The sequence below is a fragment of the Allobosea sp. RAF48 genome (assembly GCF_052114025.1).
GTDB lineage: Bacteria > Pseudomonadota > Alphaproteobacteria > Rhizobiales > Beijerinckiaceae > Allobosea.
Genome location: NZ_JBFRDZ010000028.1, coordinates 27,474 through 44,222, shown reverse-complemented (window position 1 = coordinate 44,222; position 16,749 = coordinate 27,474). Strand labels below are relative to the sequence as shown.

Sequence of the window (16,749 nt, the reverse complement as noted above, 5' to 3'; positions counted from 1 at the left end):
GTGTTCCAGCACTTCAACCTGTTCCCGCATCTGACGATCCTCGAGAACCTGACGCTGGCGCCGATCTGGGTGCGCAAGATGCCCAAGAAGGACGCCGAGGAGATCGCGATGCACTATCTCAAGCGCGTCAAGATCCCGGAGCAGGCGGCGAAATATCCGGGCCAGCTCTCGGGCGGGCAGCAGGAGCGCGTCGCGATCGCCCGCTCGCTGTGCATGAGCCCGAAAATCATGCTGTTCGACGAGCCGACCTCGGCGCTCGACCCCGAGATGGTCAAGGAGGTGCTCGACACCATGGTCTCGCTGGCCGAGGAGGGCATGACCATGCTCTGCGTCACCCACGAGATGGGCTTCGCCCGCCAGGTCGCCGACCGCGTCATCTTCATGGACGCCGGACAGATCGTCGAGATGAACACCCCCAACGAGTTCTTCAAGAACCCGCAGCACGAGCGCACCAAGCTCTTCCTGAGCCAGATCCTGCACTGAGCAGATCCAACCTTTCCGGATCGGAGATCGTTATGACTGCCATCTCGCGTCGCCGCCTTCCCCTCCTCCTCGCCGGCGCCGTCGCGGTGCTCGCGGCCTTCAGCGGCCCGGGGTCGTCACAAGCGCAGGCTCAATCCGAATGGGCCGGCAAGAAGCTTGTCGTCGGGATCCATAATCGTACGCCTTGGGCCTATCGCGACAAGGACAACAAGGTCGTCGGCATTCATCCCGATGTAATCCGCGCCGTCTTCGCGCCGCTTGGCGTCAAGGATTTCGAGTTCGTCGTCTCCGATTTCGGCGCGATGATCCCTGGCCTGCTGGCGGGACGCTTCGACATCATCGCGTCCGGCGTCGCGATCACGCCGCCGCGCTGCGAGCAGGTGCTGTTCAGCGAGCCGGACGTGGCCGTCGGCGACAGCCTGCTCGTCAAGACCGGCAATCCGCTGAACCTGCATTCCTACGAGGACATCGCGAAAAATCCGAAGGTGCGCCTCGCCGGCGGCCGCGGCTCGGAGAACACCAAGAACGCCATCGCTGCGGGCGTGCCGGAATCGCAGATCGCGCTCTTCCCCAACAACGAGGCCGCCGTCAGCGCCATCCTGGCCGACCGGGCCGATGTCACGACTCTCTCGGTGCCCAGCGCCATTGGCGTCATCGACGAGCAGAAGGTCGAAGGCATCGAGCGCGCCGTGCCGTTCAAGGGGCTGATCAAGGCGAACGGCCAGCCAGCCAAGCTCTACACTGGCACGGTCTTCCCCAAGAGCAGTGCCAAGCTGCGCGACGCCTACAATGCCGAGCTAGCCAAGCTGCGGGCCAGCGGCGGCCTCAAGCCGATCATGGAGAAGTACAACTTCACGACCGATGAGGATGCTGGTGCCATCACCACTGCGCAGATCTGCGCCGGCAACGGCTGAGCGGCGCGGCGAACATCATGAGCTTTCTCGACGTCCTCTCAGGCATTTTCCAGGGGCTGAACGTCACGCTGGCGGTGACGGCGCTCGGCATGCTCTATGCCGTGCCCTTCGCCTTCGCCGCCGGTATCGCCCAGCATTGCTGGCGTGGCCTCGCCTATGGCGCGATCACCACGCTGATCGAGTTCTGGCGGAGCACGTCCGTCGTTATCCTGCTTTACGGCTTCTATTACACCCTGCCGTCCTTCGGCCTGCGACTGTCCGGCATCACCGTCGGCTCGATGGTGCTCGGCCTGCATATCGGCGCCTATGGCAGCCAGGCGGTGCGCGGCGCCTTGCAATCGCTTGACAAGGGCCAGAGCGAGGCCGGGCGGTCGCTCGGATTGCGCGGCTGGCAGATCCTGATGCTGATCGAATTGCCGCAGGCGCTGCTCGCGATGGTCCCGACCTTCATCAATCAGTTCATCCAGCTCGTGAAGGGCACGGCGCTGGTCTCGCTGGTGACGCTGACGGACATGACCTTCCGGGCCAAGGAAATCTCCCAGCTCGTCTACGATCCGCCGAAGGTCTATTTCGCGCTGCTCGTCGCCTATTTCATCCTCTGCTACCCCGCGACGATCGTCGGCCGCTGGGTCGAGCGCAAGGTCGGCGCGGGACGGAAGCTCGACCATGCTGTTTGATGCGGGCTTCGCCCTTTCCATCGTGCCGAAGATCGTCGGCGCCCTCTGGACCTCGATCCTGGTCGCGCTGCTGAGTTGCGTCGGCGCCTCGCTACTCGGCTTCACGCTGGAGATCGCGCGGCGCAGCAACCGGTTGATGCGCTATGCGATGCGCTTCCTGATCGATTTCATCCGCTCGACGCCGCTCCTGGTCCAGCTCTATTTCTTCTACTTCGTGCTGCCGTCCTACGGCATCAAGCTACCAGCCATCGCGATCGGTGTCATCGCGATCAGCCTCTACTACAGCGGCTATCTGGCCGAAGTCTTCAAGGCTGGCATCGACGGCGTGAAGCCCGGCCAGTTCGAAGCCGCGCGCGCGCTCGGCCTGAAGCGCTTGCAGACCGTCGTTCTGGTGATCGCGCCACAGATGCTACGCAATATCGCCGCGCCGATGGGCAACTACTTCATCGGCATCTTCAAATCGACGCCCTATCTCGCCGCCATCGCCGTCTACGAAGCCTTCGGCGCGGCGCTCGACATCTCGTCCGACACCTTCCGCTACACCGAGCCGATGGTTGTTGTCGGCGTGATCTTCCTCGCCATCGCCCTTGTGCTCGCCTGGCCCGTCAGGCGGCTGGAAGAGCATCTGCTGCTCTCCGCAAAGCGCTGAATTCCACGAACGGACTGACCATGGATACGAAGCTCCTCCCGCGTCTAACCGAATGGCGCCGCCATCTTCACGCTCATCCCGAGCTCTCCGAGAAGGAGACAAAGACCTCGGCCTACCTCCAGGAACGGTTGCGCGAACTCGGCATTCCTTTCGAGGCTGGCATCGGCGGCGCCGGCATCGTCGCGACGCTCTCGCGGCCTGGCTCAAACCGCTCGGTCGGCCTGCGTGGCGATATCGACGCCCTGCCGATCGCAGAACGCAATGACGTGTCCTATGCCTCGCAGACCGCCGGCGTCATGCATGCCTGCGGCCATGACGGCCACTCGGTCGCTCTGCTCGGCGCGGCCGCGATGCTCGCCGCCGATCCCGACTGGACAGGCACCATCCAGTTCATCTTCCAGCCGGCCGAGGAGAATGGGGCCGGCGCCAAGGCGATGATCGCCGACGGGCTGTTCGAGCGCTTCCCGATGGAGCGCATCTTTGCCTTCCATAATTGGCCTGGTCTCGAAGTCGGAACCGTGGCGGTCCACGACGGGCCGGTCATGGCGGCGGGCGGTCGCTGGCAAGTCACTCTGCACGGGCTTGCCGGCCATGCCGCGATCCCGCACCAGACGCGCGATCCGATCCTGGCGGCCGCCCACCTGATCATGGGCCTCCACACCATCATCTCGCGCAATGTCGACCCTTGCGATGCCGTCGTGCTCTCGATCGGCCAGATCCAGGGCGGCGTGGTCAGCAATCAGATCCCGGAGAGCGTCACCCTGGTCGGTACGCTACGCACCTATCGACAGGAGGTCCGCGAGGCCGTCATCAAGCGGATGGAGAGCCTGATCGCCGGCACATGCGAAGCCTATGGCATGCGCGCCGATGTCGAGATCCTCTCGACCGGACGACCCATCATCAACACCCCCGCAGAGGCAAAGCTCGCGGCGGCTGCCGGCGAGGCGATCGGCGCCAAGGTGCGAACCGACCTGCGCCCCAGCACCACAGGCGACGACTTTTCCTTCCTGATCAAGGACAAGCTCGGCGCCTACATCTGGATCGGCAACGGCCCGGCCGGCCCCGAGGGCGAGCTTCACAACGCCCGCTACGACTTCAACGACGCGATCCTGCCCGTGGCAATCGACTGGATGCGCGAGGTCGCCAAGCGCGCCCTGCGGGACGACGGCCCGAATCCATAACATCCCGGCATCATCCGATGCCAGACGACAGATTGCTCCCTGATTTCAAAGCTTTGAATATCACCCCGACGAGGGAAACCGACCATGCACGACCTGACACTCTGTGTTCACCACCCGGCCGTCAATGAGGAGGGCTATGCCTCGCTCGCCGTGCCCACGCACCGCGCCTCGACCATCGTCTATCCGGACGGGGCGAGCTTCATGGCGCGCAAATATCGCGGTTTCGACGGCTACACTTACGGGCTGCACGGCACCCCGACGACGCGCACGCTGGAAGCGCAATTGACCCAGCTGCACGACGGGATCCGCACAGTGCTCGTCCCCTCAGGCCAGGCGGCGGTCACCATCGTGATGCTGTCGGTGCTGATGCCCGGCGACAAGGTGCTGATCCCCGATCATGTCTATCCGCCGGTACGCAGCTTCTGCGCCGAGTATCTGGCGCCGCGCGGCATCGCCTATGGCGTCTACGACCCGAAGATAGGGGCCGGAATCGCCGATCTCATCGACGATACCGTCAAGCTGGTCTGGGTCGAGTCGCCCGGCTCCAATACGATGGAGGTCCAGGACGTGCCGGCCATCGCCGCTGCGGCGAAGGCCAAGGGCGCGCTCGTCGGCTGCGACAACACCTGGGCGACGCCGCTGATCTTCAAGCCGCTGGAGCACGGCGCCGATTTCGCCTGCGAGGCGCTGACCAAATATGTCGGTGGCCATTCCGACCTGCTGCTCGGCTCCATCACCGTCAGGGACATGGCACTGCGCCAGAAGATGAAGGAGATCCTGCGCGGCTTCGGCGTCGGCGTCTCGCCGGATGAAGCCCAACTCGCCTTGCGCGGCATCGAGACCATGGGGCTGCGCGTCGCCCATATGGGCAAGATCTCGGAGGATTTCGCCCGCCGGCTCGTCGATCATCCCACGGTCGAACGCGTGCTGCATCCGGCGCTGCCGTCGTGCCCGGGCCACGCGATCTGGAAGCGTGACATGGGCCGCTCGTCCGGCCTGTTCAGCCTCGTGCTGAAGCCTGTCGACGACGACGCCATGAGCGCGGCGCTGAGCGCCTTGCGTGTCTTCGCGATCGGCGCCTCCTGGGGCGGCACGCGCAGTCTCGTCGCGCCGCAGGCGATCGCGCAGGACCGCACCGCCACGGCTTGGACCGCGAAAGGCCCGCTCTTGCGCGTCAGCATCGGCCTCGAGGAACCCGGGGAGCTCTGGGCCGATCTGAGCCGGCTGTTGTCCGTGCTCGGTCAGGCCACCGCGACCAAGGCTGCCTGACGAGGCATCGTGAAGACCACGACGATAAGGGCACGGCGCGAATTTCGCGCTGTGGAGGGTGCGCGCAGTGGAAAGCCAACGACATAACTGTCTTCGCAGATCACATCAGAAGCTACAGCCGGCAGAAACGGGGCCATCAGGAGCGCTTGCTCCGTGGCAGCGGCGGCGGGCAACAGAAATTATGGCCGCTCGACTTGCTTCCAAACTGAAGATTGCGCAGATCGCCGACGAGTGCCGGCTTAGTGCGAGCCATTTCTCTAAAGCTTTCCGGCGGACCATGGGGGTCACACCGCAGCTTTACCTCACGCGGCTCCGGGTCGAAGAAGCGAAGAACCTCCTGACAACGGGGAAGCTGCCGCGCGCGGATGTCGCCCCGATTTGCGGCTTCAGCAGTCCGCGCCACTTCGCTCGTGTTTTCGGGCAGATAACTGGCGAAAGTCCTGGTGCTTGGCGCCGGAAACACCCGTCACAATACGGCTAGCGGGAGCGCTCCTCTCAAGGGAATTCAGTTAAATCCCGCTGATAATACTCCTCGGCAAATGCGTTTCTTCCAGCCGAAATAGCTGCCGCTAAGCCGATTTTCGCGCAAACAGATGCTGCCCTTTGCAAATGAGAAGGGGTCTCTCCTATCGCGTCAGTCTACAACGACGCGCGCGCCATCAATGAACGAGCGTACCTTCATTTCGATGATCGGCTCCAGGGGTCCGACCGGCATGTCGTAGATGAACTTCCTGACTCCAAGATAAAAGATTGCCGCATGAAGGCTCCAGACCGCTTCAATCTCCATCTCCGTCACCGGGCGACTCTCGATCGACGGCCGATCGAACTCGTGCCGCAACTCTGCGACCAACGCCGTAAAGACCCGGCGGCGGAGGAGTTCAAGATAGCGAGTATTGAAATCAAGACCCTTTAGACCTGCGAACATGAACAGCCTGACCCACTCATAGGTCAGGATGACGCGAGCATAATCCTGATAGAACTCGACCAGCCGCTCTCTGAGCGGCTTGTTGCGATCCGCGATCAGTTCGTCCCAGAACGGGTTCCAGCGCCGCAGGAACACTTCCTGGTAGACGCGCTCGACAAGCGCGTCCTTGGTCTCGAAATAGCGGTAGAGCAATGGCTGCGTGATGTTGAGGCGCCGCGCCAGTTCCCGTGTCTGACCTTCGAAGCCGAATTCGGCGAAGAAGCTCACCGCCTCCTTGACGATGACCTCCTCGCGTTGGCTCGGACTCATTCGGCGCGCCCCTTCCAGAGGAGAGCGGGAACGCTCCGCAGAGCGGCCGCGAGAGGCGCTCTCAGCGCGGATGATGATGTCAGCGTCGTCGTTTGCCATACCTATATTTATCAGGTGAACCGCTCAGTGGAAAGCGCAGGCGCGCGCCTGTCGTCCTATCCGGATTATATAATTTGACATCACCTCCTTCTTCCCGCGGCTTGACGGGTCACTCCTCCCGTGCAATTACTGATCAAACGATAAATAAAAGAGACTGGGAGGAAGACATGATTTCCAGACGACACCTTCTTGGTGGAAGCGCCGCCCTCGGCGCCTGCGTGGCGTTGCCGGCGCTGGCGCAATCGCAGCCGCTGCGGATCGGGATGCTCACCGTCAAATCCGGCGCGCTGGCCGCCGGCGGACGGCAGATGGAGGACGGTTTCCGCCTGTTCCTGAAGGAGCGCGGCGAGCGCATCGCCGGACGAGCGGTGGAGTTCGTGGTCGCCGATACCGGCGGTCAGCCGGCGCTGGCCAAGACCCGCGCCCAGGAACTGGTCCAGCGCTCCAATGTCCATGTCGTGGTCGGACCGACCGCCGCCTTCGAGGCGCTCGCGATCAACGACTATCTCCAGGAAGCGGCTGTGCCGTTCCTGTGCTGCTCAGCCGCTGCCGAGGACCTGACCCAGCGCCGGCTCAATCCCTGGTTCGTCCGGACGTCCTCGACCTCGGCCCAGCCTTGTCATCCGCTCGGCGAGTATACGGCGCGTGACCTCGGCTACAAAAAGGTCATCACGATCGCCGACGATTTCGCCTTCGGCCAGGAGCAGACTGCCGGCTTCCAGCGCACCTTCGAAGCCGCCGGCGGCACGGTCATCCGCAAGCTCTGGGCGCCGCTGAACGTCGCCGATTACGGCTCCTACATCTCCCAGATCGGCGATACCGACGCGGTCTTCGCAGCCTTCGCCGGCGCCAACGGCCTGCGCTTCCTGCGCCAATATGCCGAATATGGCTTGAAGCAGAAGATTCCGGTCGTCGGCGCGATGACCACCGTGGATGAGGGCGTGCTGCACAGCATGGGCGACGAAGCTGTCGGCATCGTCTCGGCCGGCTGGTATTCGGCCGCCCTGACCGGCGAAGCCAACCAGCGCTTCGTCTCGGAATTGCGCAAGCAGACTGGTGTCGATCCCGGCTTCTACTCGGCCGGCGCCTATTCAGCTGGCCTCGCGCTGGAAGCCGCCCTGACGTCGATCGGCGGCAAGGCCGAGGACAAGGAGGCTCTCATCGCGGCGCTGCGCAAGGTCGAGGTCGGCAATGATCCGCGCGGCCCTTGGCGCCTCGATAACTACGGCAACCCAGTCCAGAATATCTACATCCGGAAGACGGAGCGCAGCGACGGCCGACTCGTGAACACGGTCGTCAAGACCTACGAGAACGTCTCGCAGTTCTGGACCTACAAGCCGGAGAGCTTCCTCGCAGCCCCGGTCTACTCGCGCAACGAGCCGACCAAGCTCTGATCCCTGCCTGCCCCACAAGACAACACTCCGGACATCATGATCGTAGACGCTCACAACCATGTCATCCCGGCCGCCATCGTCCGATACCTCGCCGAGAACGAGGAGCCTTTCGGCGTCAGAGTCGATCGCTCCGGCGCCGCCACGCGCCTCGCCCATCGCGAAGGCTTCGCCTATCCGCTGTTCGAGGAATTCCTGACGCCGGCGGAGAAGCTCGCCCAGCTCGACCGCCGGGGCCTGGATGCCGCGCTGATCTCGCCCTCGCCGACGCTATTCTTCTACCGCATCGACCCTGCCGTCGAGACCGCCTTCGCGCGGCGGGTGAACGACGAGATCGCCGCCTTCGCGGCGAGCGCCCCGAACCGGCTGCGCCCGATGGGCACGCTGCCGATGCAATCGCCAGATCATGCGCTGGCCGAGTTGGAGCGCATCACCGGCGAACTCGGCATACGCTCGATCATGATCGGCTGCCATATCGACGGCGCCGCGCTGTCCGAGCCGAAATTCCGGCCCGTGCTGCGCCGCGCCGCCGAGCTCGGCGTGCTGATCCTGACGCATCCCTATTATTTCGGCACCAAGCCCGGCCTTGAGAAATACTACCTGACCAATCTCGTCGGAAACCCGCTCGATACCGCGGTCATGGCCGCCGATCTGATCTTCGGCGGCGTCATGGACGAACTGCCCGACCTCAAGGTCTGCCTTTCGCATGGCGGCGGCTTCATCCCCTACCAGATCGGCCGCCTCGTCCATGGCCAGAAGGTCCGGCGCGAGGCCCAGTCGATCGAAAGCTCGCCGAAGGAGCTGCTGAAGCGCTTCTATTTCGACAGCATCACCCATGATGCCGGCGCTCTCGCCTATCTGATCGATCTGGTCGGCGCCGCGCATGTCCTGCTAGGGACGGACATCCCCTTCGACATGGCCGACGAGACGCCGCTGCGCACGCTCGACGCGGTTCCCGGCCTCTCGGTGGAGGACCGTGCGAACATTACCGGCCGCAACGCCTGGCGCCTGACCGGCGCCTGATCGAAACGGAGACGAACATGGCTACGCAGACGCAACCGGCCTCGGCCGGGACGACTTCCCATGCCTCCCCCCGGGGCCTGTTCATCGACGGCCGCATGGTCGATCCCGGCCCGCGCGAGCTGATGAACATCGCTTCGCCCGGCACCGGCGCGACGATCGCCCAAGTCATCGAGGCGAGCGCGGACGATGTCCATCGCGCGGTGCTGAGCGCCGATGCCGCTTTCCGCTCGAAGGAGTGGCGCGACATGTCGGTGCGGACGCGGGCGAGGCTCGTCAACAAGCTCGCCGACGTCATGGAAGCTCATCTCGAAGAGCTGTTCGAGCTGGAAACCCTGAACAACGGGCGGCCCGTCCGCGAAACCCGGGCGCAGCTTGCCCGCGTGCCCGACCTCTTCCGCTACAATGCCGGCCTCGCCATCGCCCGGCGGGACGATGTCATCCCCGTCGAGGGAGAGTATCTGACCTATGCGCGGCGTCTCCCGGTCGGTGTCGTCGCCAATGTCACGCCGTTCAACCATCCGCTGCTGATCGCCAGCCGCAACATCGCGCCGACCCTAACCTCGGGCTGCACCACCGTGGTGAAGCCCTCGGAATACACCCCGCTGACCACGCTGCGCCTCGCCGAGATTTTCTCGGAAGCCGGCCTGCCGCCCGGCGTCTTCAACGTCGTGACCGGGACGGGCGCTATCACCGGCCGGGCGCTCTCGGAGCACCCGCGCATCCGCAAGCTCGTGCTGACCGGCGGGACCGATGCCGGCCGGCGGGCAGGCGCCGCGGCGGCGAGCAATTTCGCCCGCCAGACGCTGGAACTCGGCGGCAAGACCCCCGTCGTCGTGTTCGACGATTACGATCTCGACCAGGCGGTGAACTACGCTGCCTTCGGCGCCTTCGTCGGCGCCGGCCAGACCTGTGTCTGCGCCGCCCGCCACATCGTCCAGCGCAGCATCTACGACGCCTTCGTCGAGAAGCTGGCCGCTAAGGCCAAGGCGATCGCCGTCGGCGACCCCTTCGCCGCCGCCACGCAGATGGGCCCGGTGATCTCGGAGCGGCAGCGCCAGCGCGTGCTCGACTTCGCGCGCATCGGCCTCGAGGAAGGCGCGCGCCTCGTCGCCGGCGGCCGCGTTCCGCCTGCCTTCGACGGCAAGCCGGGCTTCTATGTCGAGCCGACGGTCTTCGCCGATGTCGATCCCTCCATGCGGATCTTCCAGGAGGAGGTCTTCGGCCCCTTCACCGTCGTGACTCCCTTCGACACGGAAGAGGATGCGGTCCGCATCGCCAATGACAGCCCCTATGGCCTCGCCGCCGCGATCCGCACCCGCGACGTGGCCCGCGCTCATCGCGTCGCCGACCGGATCGAGGCCGGCATCGTCTGGATCAACGACCATCACCGCGTCGATGCCGCCTCGCCCTGGGGTGGGTTCAAGCTCTCCGGCATCGGACGCGAATTCGGCAAGGAATCCTTCGACGCCTATTTCGACGTCAAGGCGGTGATGGTGAATGTCGGCGACCGGCCCTTCGACTGGTTCGACATGGACGCCGCCGCCCCCCGCCTGAACTGAGCTGAACTCCGGCCGCTCCGGCGGCCGGCCGCCGGGAGATATCTATCATGTTCTGGATCAACGGGCTGCTCAACAGCTTGGCCTTCGGAGCGATCCTGTTCCTGCTGGCGATCGGCTTCTCGCTGATCTTCGGCCTGATGCGGGTGGCGAACCTCGCCCACGGTGCCTTCTTCATGCTGGGCGGGTATATCGCGACCTCGATGATCGGCTTCGGCTTCACCGCGGCGGTGCTGGCGGCGGGCGTCGTCTGCGCCGTGTTCGGCGGCATCATTGAGCGGACGCTGGTGCGCCGCCTCGCCGGCCGCGAGCTGGCGCAGGTGCTCGGCACGCTCGGCCTCGCCTTCATCATCGCCGACCAGTGCCTGCTGATCTGGTCCGGCGATCCGATCGCCCAGCCTGCCCCGACGGCTTTGCGCAGTGCCGTACAGATCGCCGGCATCGCCTTCCCGGCCTATCGCCTCGCCTTGATCGGCATCGCCATCGTCGCCTTCGTCGCGATCTGGCTTTTGGTCGAGCGCACCACGCTCGGCGCCCGAATCCGGGCTGCCGTTGACGATCGCGAAATGGCGCGCGCCACCGGCATCCCGGTCTCGCGCCTGTTCACCACGGTCTTTTGCGTCGGAGTGGCGCTCGCGGGCATGGGCGGGGCGCTCGCCGCGCCGATCATGTCGGTCTACCCTGGGCTGGATGCCGAGATGCTGCCTCTGGCGCTGCTCGTCGTCATCCTGGGCGGCATCGGCTCTCTATCCGGCGCCTTCGTCGGCAGCATGCTGATCGGCGTGATCTACACGTTCGGCCAGATGCTCGTGCCGGACCTCGCCTACGTTATCCTGTTCCTGCCCATGGTCGCGGTGCTCGCGCTGCGCCCCCAGGGCCTTTTCGGAAGGCAGCCGGCATGAAGACCTTCGGCCTCCTCTTCCTCCTCGGCGCGCTGGCGGTTCCGTTCGTGCTGCCCGGCGAGTTCTATCTCGCCATCGCCACGCAGATCTTGGTCTACGGCCTGTTCGCCGTCAGCGTGAACCTGATCGCCGGCTATTGCGGCATGGTCTCGCTCGGTCACGCCGCCTTCCTCGGCATTGCCGGCTATGCCTTCGCGCTGCTGACGGTCAATTCCGGCTGGCCGGTCCCGGCCGCCATCCTCGCCGCCCTGCTGCTCACGGGAATCGTCGGCGCGCTGTTCGGTCTCGTTGCGCTGCGCACCTCGGGGCTGAGCTTCCTGATGATCACGCTCGCGCTCGGGCAGATCGTCTGGGGCGTCGCCTTCCGCTATGTCGAACTGACCAATGGCGAGAACGGCATCAGCCTGCCGCGGATCGAGGGCTATTTCGGCCACGGCACCGGCCTCTACTATCTCTGTCTCGCCGTCACCGCGGGCTGCCTCTTCCTTGTCGCCACCCTGGCGCGCTCGCCGCTCGGCACCGCGATGCAGGGCGTGCGCGACCAGTCGCGGCGGATGAGCACGCTCGGCTACGATGTCTGGGCGATCCGCTTCGCTGCCTATGTGCTCTCGGCCGTCCTCGCTGGCGTCGCCGGCATCCTCTACGTGCTGGTCTTCCGCTTCATCAGCCCGCACTCGCTATCTTTGACCGTATCGTCGGAAGCGGTGTTGATGGTGATTGCCGGCGGTCTCGGCACGACCTTCGGGCCGGTGCTCGGCGCTGCCCTCGTCGTCCTGCTCAAGAACGTCGCCAGCGCCTATACCGATCGCTGGCCGACACTGCTCGGGCTGATCTTCCTCTTCATCATCATCGTCGTGCCCGAGGGTCTCCTGCCCGGCGCCAGGCGGCTGACCGGCTTGCTGCGGGCACGGCTGGTGGCGCGCCGGGAGATGGGGGCTCGGCTGACGAACGCCGCCGCGCGCATCGAGGAGGCCCGCCCGTGACCGCGCTCCAAGTCAACGATCTCCGCAAGAGTTTCGGCGGCCTCAACGTCATCCAGAGCGTGACCTTCACGGTCGAGCCCGGCGAGCGGCGACTGCTGCTTGGGCCGAACGGAGCCGGCAAGACCACGCTGTTCAACCTGATCGCCGGCGATCTGCGCGCCAGCGCCGGGCAGATTCTCCTGCAAGGTGAGGACGTCTCGACCCTGCCGACCTTCCGCCGGGCGGCACGCGGCATCGGCCGCACCTTCCAGATCCTGACGCTGTTCGGGCGGGAGACCGTGATCGGCAACGTCATCATGGCGCTCCTCGGCAATCGCCGCCAGCGCTGGCGGCCATACGGCGCGGTCGCGGCCGACGCCACGCTGCGCCGCGAGGCCATGCAGGTGCTCGCCCGCGTCAAGCTGGAGAGCCTCGCCGATCGTCCGGTGCAGGAAACCTCCTATGGCGAGAAGCGCCGTCTCGAAATCGCGATGGCGCTGGCGCAGGATCCAGAGATCCTGCTCCTCGACGAGCCGCTCGCCGGCCTCTCGAAGCAGGAACGCAAGACGGTGAGCACGCTGCTGGAGGAACTGCCCCGCGCCCTGACCATTCTGATGATCGAGCACGACATGGACGTCGCGCTGGCCTTCGCGGAAAAGATCGCGCTGCTGCATCACGGCCGCCTGCTGGTCGACGGCACGCGCGACGAGGTCATCGCCGATCCCCGTACCAGGGAGGCCTATCTTGCGCAGTGAACCCATCCTCTCCCTTTCAGCGTTGAACGCCTTCTACGGCGACAGCCACATCCTGCACGACCTGTCGCTGAAGGTTCCGGCCAACGGCATCCTCGCCCTGCTCGGACGCAACGGCGCCGGCAAGACGACCTGCATGAACGCCGTCGCCGGCCTGCTGGGCTCGCGCTCCGGCCGCATCACGCTGGAGGGTCGTGACGTCTCAGGCTTCTCGCCTGAGGCGATCTGCCGGGCCGGCATCGCGCTGGTGCCGCAGGGACGGCGGATATTCCGCAGCCTGAGCGTCGAGGAGAACCTCGCCGTGGCGCGCCGGGCGTCGGCGCCCGCTGGCCGGGTCGTCTGGAGCAATGACGACATCTACGGCCTCTTTCCCCGGCTGAAGGAGCGGCATCGGCATCCGGCCGGCCTGCTCTCCGGCGGCGAGCAACAGATGCTGGCGATCGGCCGGGCGCTGATGACGGCGCCGCGCGTCCTGCTGATGGACGAGCCGACCGAAGGCCTCGCCCCGCAGATCGTCGCCGAGGTCGGCTCGATCGTCCGACGCCTGCGTGAGGCCGGGCTCTCGGTGATCCTCGTCGAGCAGCACATGACATTCGCCCTGCAACTCGCGGACGAGGTCGTGGTGATCAGCACCGGCCGCGTCGTCGAACAGGGTCCGGCCTCAGACTTCCTGGCCGAGCCGGCCCGCCTCGAAGAGCATCTCGGCGTGCACTGACCACCACCACGGCAAAGGCATCATCAGCGCCATCAATTGATCGATTGATCAATTAAATATGAAAAGGGAACGACCCCATGTCCGAAGGAACGCATGAGCTGCGCCCGCCATCGCGCCGCGCAATCGTCATCGGCGGCTCGATGGCGGGCCTGTTCGCGGCACTCTTGCTGCTGCGCCAGGGCTGGCAGGTCGATATCTACGAGCGCATCGCCGACGAGCTTTCGGGGCGTGGCGCCGGCATCGTCACCCATGACGAACTGTTCGAGGTCCTGCGGCTCTGCGGGATCGACAGCGAGACGGCCCGGATTGGCGTCGCCGTGCGCGGACGCTGCGTCTTCGCTCCCGACGGCAGCCTGCTCGGCGAACATGCCCTGCCGCAAGTCCTGACCTCCTGGGGACGGCTCTACAGTCTGCTGCGCGAGGCGCTGCCGGCCGCGCATTATCACCGGGGCAGGAACCTGGAAGCGCTCGCCGTCGATGCCGAGGGCGTCACCGCCCGCTTCGGCTATGGTGAGACGGCACGCGCCGACCTCCTCATCGGCGCGGACGGCATCTTCTCGGCCGTCCGCAGGCAATTGCTGCCCGAGGCCATGCCCTCCTATGTCGGCTACATCGCCTGGCGCGGGTTGGTAGACGAAGCCGATCTCTCGCCCCAGACGCGCGAGGCCCTGTTCGACAGCTTCGCCTTCTCGCTGCCGCCGGGCGAGCAGATGCTCGGCTATCCCGTCGCGGGAGCCGGCGAGTCGATGGAGCCCGGCCAGCGCCGCTTCAACTTCGTCTGGTACCGGCCGGCCGCGCAGGGAAGCGCGCTGCGCGAACTGCTGACCGACGTGGACGGCGTGCAGCACGAGCTCTCCATCCCTCCCAACAAGATCCGCCCGGCGGTTCAGCAGGAGATGCGGCAGGCGGCGCGGCGTCTGTTGTCGCCCCAGTTCGCGGAGGTCGTCGAGAAGACCTCGCAGCCCTTCATCCAGGCGATCCAGGATCTGGAGACGCCGCGGATGGCGATCGAGGGCCGCGTCGCCCTGATCGGCGATGCCGCCTTCGTCGCCCGGCCGCATGTCGGGATGGGCGTAACCAAGGCCGCGGCCGACGCCTGGTCGCTCGCCCGCGCCCTCGAGGCCCATGGCGACGACATCGCTGCCGGCCTGGCCGCCTTCGAGGCCGAGCGGCTGCCCTATGGGCGGGCGGTGATCAAGCGCGCCCGCGACCTCGGCGCCTACATGCAGGCCCAGCTCCTTACGCCGGCGGAGCGCGAGCTGGCCGAACGCCACCGCAAGCCCGAGGCCGTGATGACGGAAACCGCAGTTTCGACCGGCATCGCCGCCTGACGCGACGACCGTTTCCTTGCAACAGCGACAGAAAGGATGAGAACGATGACCCAGAACAGCGATTTCGTCTGGCCCAACCCTCCTGCGAACCTCTCGGCCCATGAGCGCGCCGAGTTCGAAGCCAATCTTGGCGGTGGCCTCGTCGGTACGCAGCTCGTGTCCGAGACCGACCGCGTCCGGGTCTGGGCACTGGCCCTGCAGCCCGGCGAGCGCATCGGCTTCCACACCCATGTCCTGGATTATTTCTGGACCGCCGTAACGGGTGGCAGCGCGCGCTCGCAATATGCCGACGGCCGCGTCGCCGAGGTCTCGTACAAGCCGGGCGACACCCAGCACCATGCCTATGGCGCGGGTGAGTTCATGATCCACGACCTGACCAATACAGGCGACACCGAACTCGTTTTCACCACGGTCGAGTTCAAGCAGGGTGCTAACGCCCCCCTGCCCTCCGCGTGACGCCGTCCTCAACCCTCAAGGAAACTGTATGCCGACCTTGTTCGATCCGATCCTCATCGGGGCGGTGCAGGCGCCGAACCGCATCTTCATGGCGCCGCTGACACGCGCCCGCGGGACGCGCGACCATCTGCCAACCCCGATGATGGCCGAGTACTACGCGCAGCGCGCCGGTGCCGGCCTCATCATCAGCGAGGCGACCGGCATCAGTCGCGAAGGGCTCGGCTGGCCCTTCGCCACCGGCATCTGGTCGAACGAGCAGGTCGTCGGCTGGACCCGCGTCACCCACGCGGTCCATGCTGCCGGAGGGCGCATCTTCTGCCAGCTCTGGCATATGGGCCGCGTCGTGCATCCGAGCCTGCGCGAAGGCGCCGCGCCGGTCTCGTCCTCACGGACGACCGCACCGGGGCTCGCCCACACCTATGACGGCAAGCAGCCCTACGTCCAGGCCCGCGCCCTGGCGATCGAGGAAATCCCGCGGATCGTCGAGGATTATCGCAAGGCGGCGGACAACGCGCTGCGCGCCGGCTTCGACGGTGTTCAGCTCCATGCCGCCAACGGCTATCTGATCGACCAGTTCCTGCGTTCCAGCGCCAATCTGCGCACAGACGCCTATGGCGGCTCGATCGATAACCGGACGCGGCTGCTGCGCGAGGTCAGCGAGGCGGTCGCCGGCGTGGTCGGCGCCGAGAGGCTCGCGGTACGGCTCTCGCCCAACGGCGAATCCCAGGGCATCAACGATCCGCAGCCGGTGCCGCTCTTCACCGCGGCGGCGCAGGCTCTGTCGGCGCTCGGCATCGCCTTCCTCGAACTCCGCGAGCCGCCGCCGAACGGCACGCGCGGCCGGCCCGACCATCCGCCGATCGCGCCGGTGATCCGCAAAGCTTTCGACGGGCCGCTGGTGTTGAACTCGGATTTCGATCTGGCGCGCGGCAGCGCGGCTCTGGCCGCAGGCGAGGCCGACGCGATCACCTTCGGACGCGCCTTCCTGGCCAATCCGGACCTGCCCCAGCGCCTCGCAAAAGGCGCCGCCCTCAATCCGGACGACATGGAGACCTGGTACTCGCAGGGTGTCGAAGGCTATCTCGACTATCCCGCGCTGACCTCCTCCGCCGCCTGACAGCACTGCTTCCAGAGTGCGCGTCGGGTTCCCGACGC

The 16,749-nt window shown here is 66.0% G+C and carries 18 protein-coding genes; 17 read left to right on the top strand and 1 reads right to left on the bottom strand.

All coding sequences use genetic code 11. The features are described from left to right. The 7 genes from AB4Z10_RS28735 to AB4Z10_RS28705 form a co-directional block, all read left to right on the top strand. Positions 1-483: amino acid ABC transporter ATP-binding protein (locus AB4Z10_RS28735; RefSeq protein WP_441473818.1), on the top strand; the 483-nt coding region annotated here is incomplete at its 5' end. A 32-nt stretch (positions 484-515) separates the two neighbouring features. Next, positions 516-1,397 carry an ectoine/hydroxyectoine ABC transporter substrate-binding protein EhuB gene (ehuB, locus tag AB4Z10_RS28730; RefSeq protein WP_441473817.1) on the top strand — a complete coding sequence of 294 codons (882 nt, stop codon included), beginning with the start codon at positions 516-518 and terminating at the stop codon, positions 1,395-1,397. Positions 1,398-1,414: 17 nt separating this feature from the next. After that, complete coding sequence (locus tag AB4Z10_RS28725) at positions 1,415-2,074, top strand: amino acid ABC transporter permease (protein ID WP_441473816.1); 660 nt, start codon at positions 1,415-1,417, stop codon at positions 2,072-2,074. After that, a complete protein-coding gene (gene ehuD / locus AB4Z10_RS28720; protein WP_441473815.1) occupies positions 2,064-2,723 on the top strand; it encodes an ectoine/hydroxyectoine ABC transporter permease subunit EhuD in 660 nt (219 codons plus the stop codon). Before AB4Z10_RS28725 ends, ehuD begins: the two co-directional genes overlap by 11 nt. A 20-nt stretch (positions 2,724-2,743) precedes the next feature. After that, the gene (locus tag AB4Z10_RS28715) at positions 2,744-3,904 is read left to right on the top strand and encodes an amidohydrolase (RefSeq protein ID WP_441473814.1); all 1,161 of its coding nucleotides are present in this window, start codon (positions 2,744-2,746) and stop codon (positions 3,902-3,904) included. Between the two features lie 84 nt (positions 3,905-3,988). Beyond that, positions 3,989-5,173, top strand: a complete 1,185-nt coding sequence (locus AB4Z10_RS28710; protein WP_441473813.1) for a trans-sulfuration enzyme family protein — start codon at positions 3,989-3,991, stop codon at positions 5,171-5,173. 181 nt (positions 5,174-5,354) lie between these two features. Next, a complete protein-coding gene (locus AB4Z10_RS28705; protein ID WP_441473812.1) occupies positions 5,355-5,654 on the top strand; it encodes a helix-turn-helix domain-containing protein in 300 nt (99 codons plus the stop codon). 153 nt (positions 5,655-5,807) lie between these two features. On the opposite strand, the gene AB4Z10_RS28700 is transcribed toward AB4Z10_RS28705, so the two are convergent. Further along, on the bottom strand, positions 5,808-6,506 hold the full coding sequence (locus AB4Z10_RS28700) for a TetR/AcrR family transcriptional regulator (RefSeq protein WP_441473811.1): 699 nt from the start codon (positions 6,504-6,506) through the stop codon (positions 5,808-5,810). 167 nt (positions 6,507-6,673) lie between these two features. On the opposite strand from AB4Z10_RS28700, the gene AB4Z10_RS28695 reads away from it, so the two are divergent. From AB4Z10_RS28695 to AB4Z10_RS28650, 10 genes are all read left to right on the top strand, one after another. Then, the gene (locus AB4Z10_RS28695) at positions 6,674-7,900 is read left to right on the top strand and encodes an ABC transporter substrate-binding protein (protein ID WP_441473810.1); all 1,227 of its coding nucleotides are present in this window, start codon (positions 6,674-6,676) and stop codon (positions 7,898-7,900) included. A 36-nt stretch (positions 7,901-7,936) separates the two neighbouring features. Continuing rightward, on the top strand, positions 7,937-8,920 hold the full coding sequence (locus AB4Z10_RS28690; RefSeq protein WP_441473809.1) for an amidohydrolase family protein: 984 nt from the start codon (positions 7,937-7,939) through the stop codon (positions 8,918-8,920). Between the two features lie 17 nt (positions 8,921-8,937). After that, complete coding sequence (locus tag AB4Z10_RS28685; protein ID WP_441473808.1) at positions 8,938-10,479, top strand: aldehyde dehydrogenase; 1,542 nt, start codon at positions 8,938-8,940, stop codon at positions 10,477-10,479. Between the two features lie 47 nt (positions 10,480-10,526). Then, the gene (locus AB4Z10_RS28680) at positions 10,527-11,378 is read left to right on the top strand and encodes a branched-chain amino acid ABC transporter permease (RefSeq protein WP_441473807.1); all 852 of its coding nucleotides are present in this window, start codon (positions 10,527-10,529) and stop codon (positions 11,376-11,378) included. After that, positions 11,375-12,361 carry a branched-chain amino acid ABC transporter permease gene (locus tag AB4Z10_RS28675; RefSeq protein ID WP_441473806.1) on the top strand — a complete coding sequence of 329 codons (987 nt, stop codon included), beginning with the start codon at positions 11,375-11,377 and terminating at the stop codon, positions 12,359-12,361. Before AB4Z10_RS28680 ends, AB4Z10_RS28675 begins: the two co-directional genes overlap by 4 nt. Further along, a complete protein-coding gene (locus AB4Z10_RS28670; protein ID WP_441473805.1) occupies positions 12,358-13,095 on the top strand; it encodes an ABC transporter ATP-binding protein in 738 nt (245 codons plus the stop codon). The genes AB4Z10_RS28675 and AB4Z10_RS28670 overlap by 4 nt, the downstream gene beginning before the upstream one ends. Beyond that, positions 13,085-13,807: an ABC transporter ATP-binding protein gene (locus AB4Z10_RS28665; protein WP_441473804.1), complete on the top strand. Its 723-nt coding sequence runs from the start codon at positions 13,085-13,087 to the stop codon at positions 13,805-13,807. Before AB4Z10_RS28670 ends, AB4Z10_RS28665 begins: the two co-directional genes overlap by 11 nt. A gap of 77 nt (positions 13,808-13,884) precedes the next feature. Further along, positions 13,885-15,138, top strand: a complete 1,254-nt coding sequence (locus AB4Z10_RS28660; protein WP_441473803.1) for an FAD binding domain-containing protein — start codon at positions 13,885-13,887, stop codon at positions 15,136-15,138. Positions 15,139-15,183: 45 nt separating this feature from the next. Next, positions 15,184-15,594 carry a cupin domain-containing protein gene (locus tag AB4Z10_RS28655; protein ID WP_441473802.1) on the top strand — a complete coding sequence of 137 codons (411 nt, stop codon included), beginning with the start codon at positions 15,184-15,186 and terminating at the stop codon, positions 15,592-15,594. A 28-nt stretch (positions 15,595-15,622) separates the two neighbouring features. Beyond that, positions 15,623-16,711, top strand: coding sequence for an alkene reductase (locus tag AB4Z10_RS28650; RefSeq protein WP_441473801.1), 1,089 nt, complete (start codon positions 15,623-15,625; stop codon positions 16,709-16,711). Positions 16,712-16,749 lie beyond the last annotated feature (38 nt).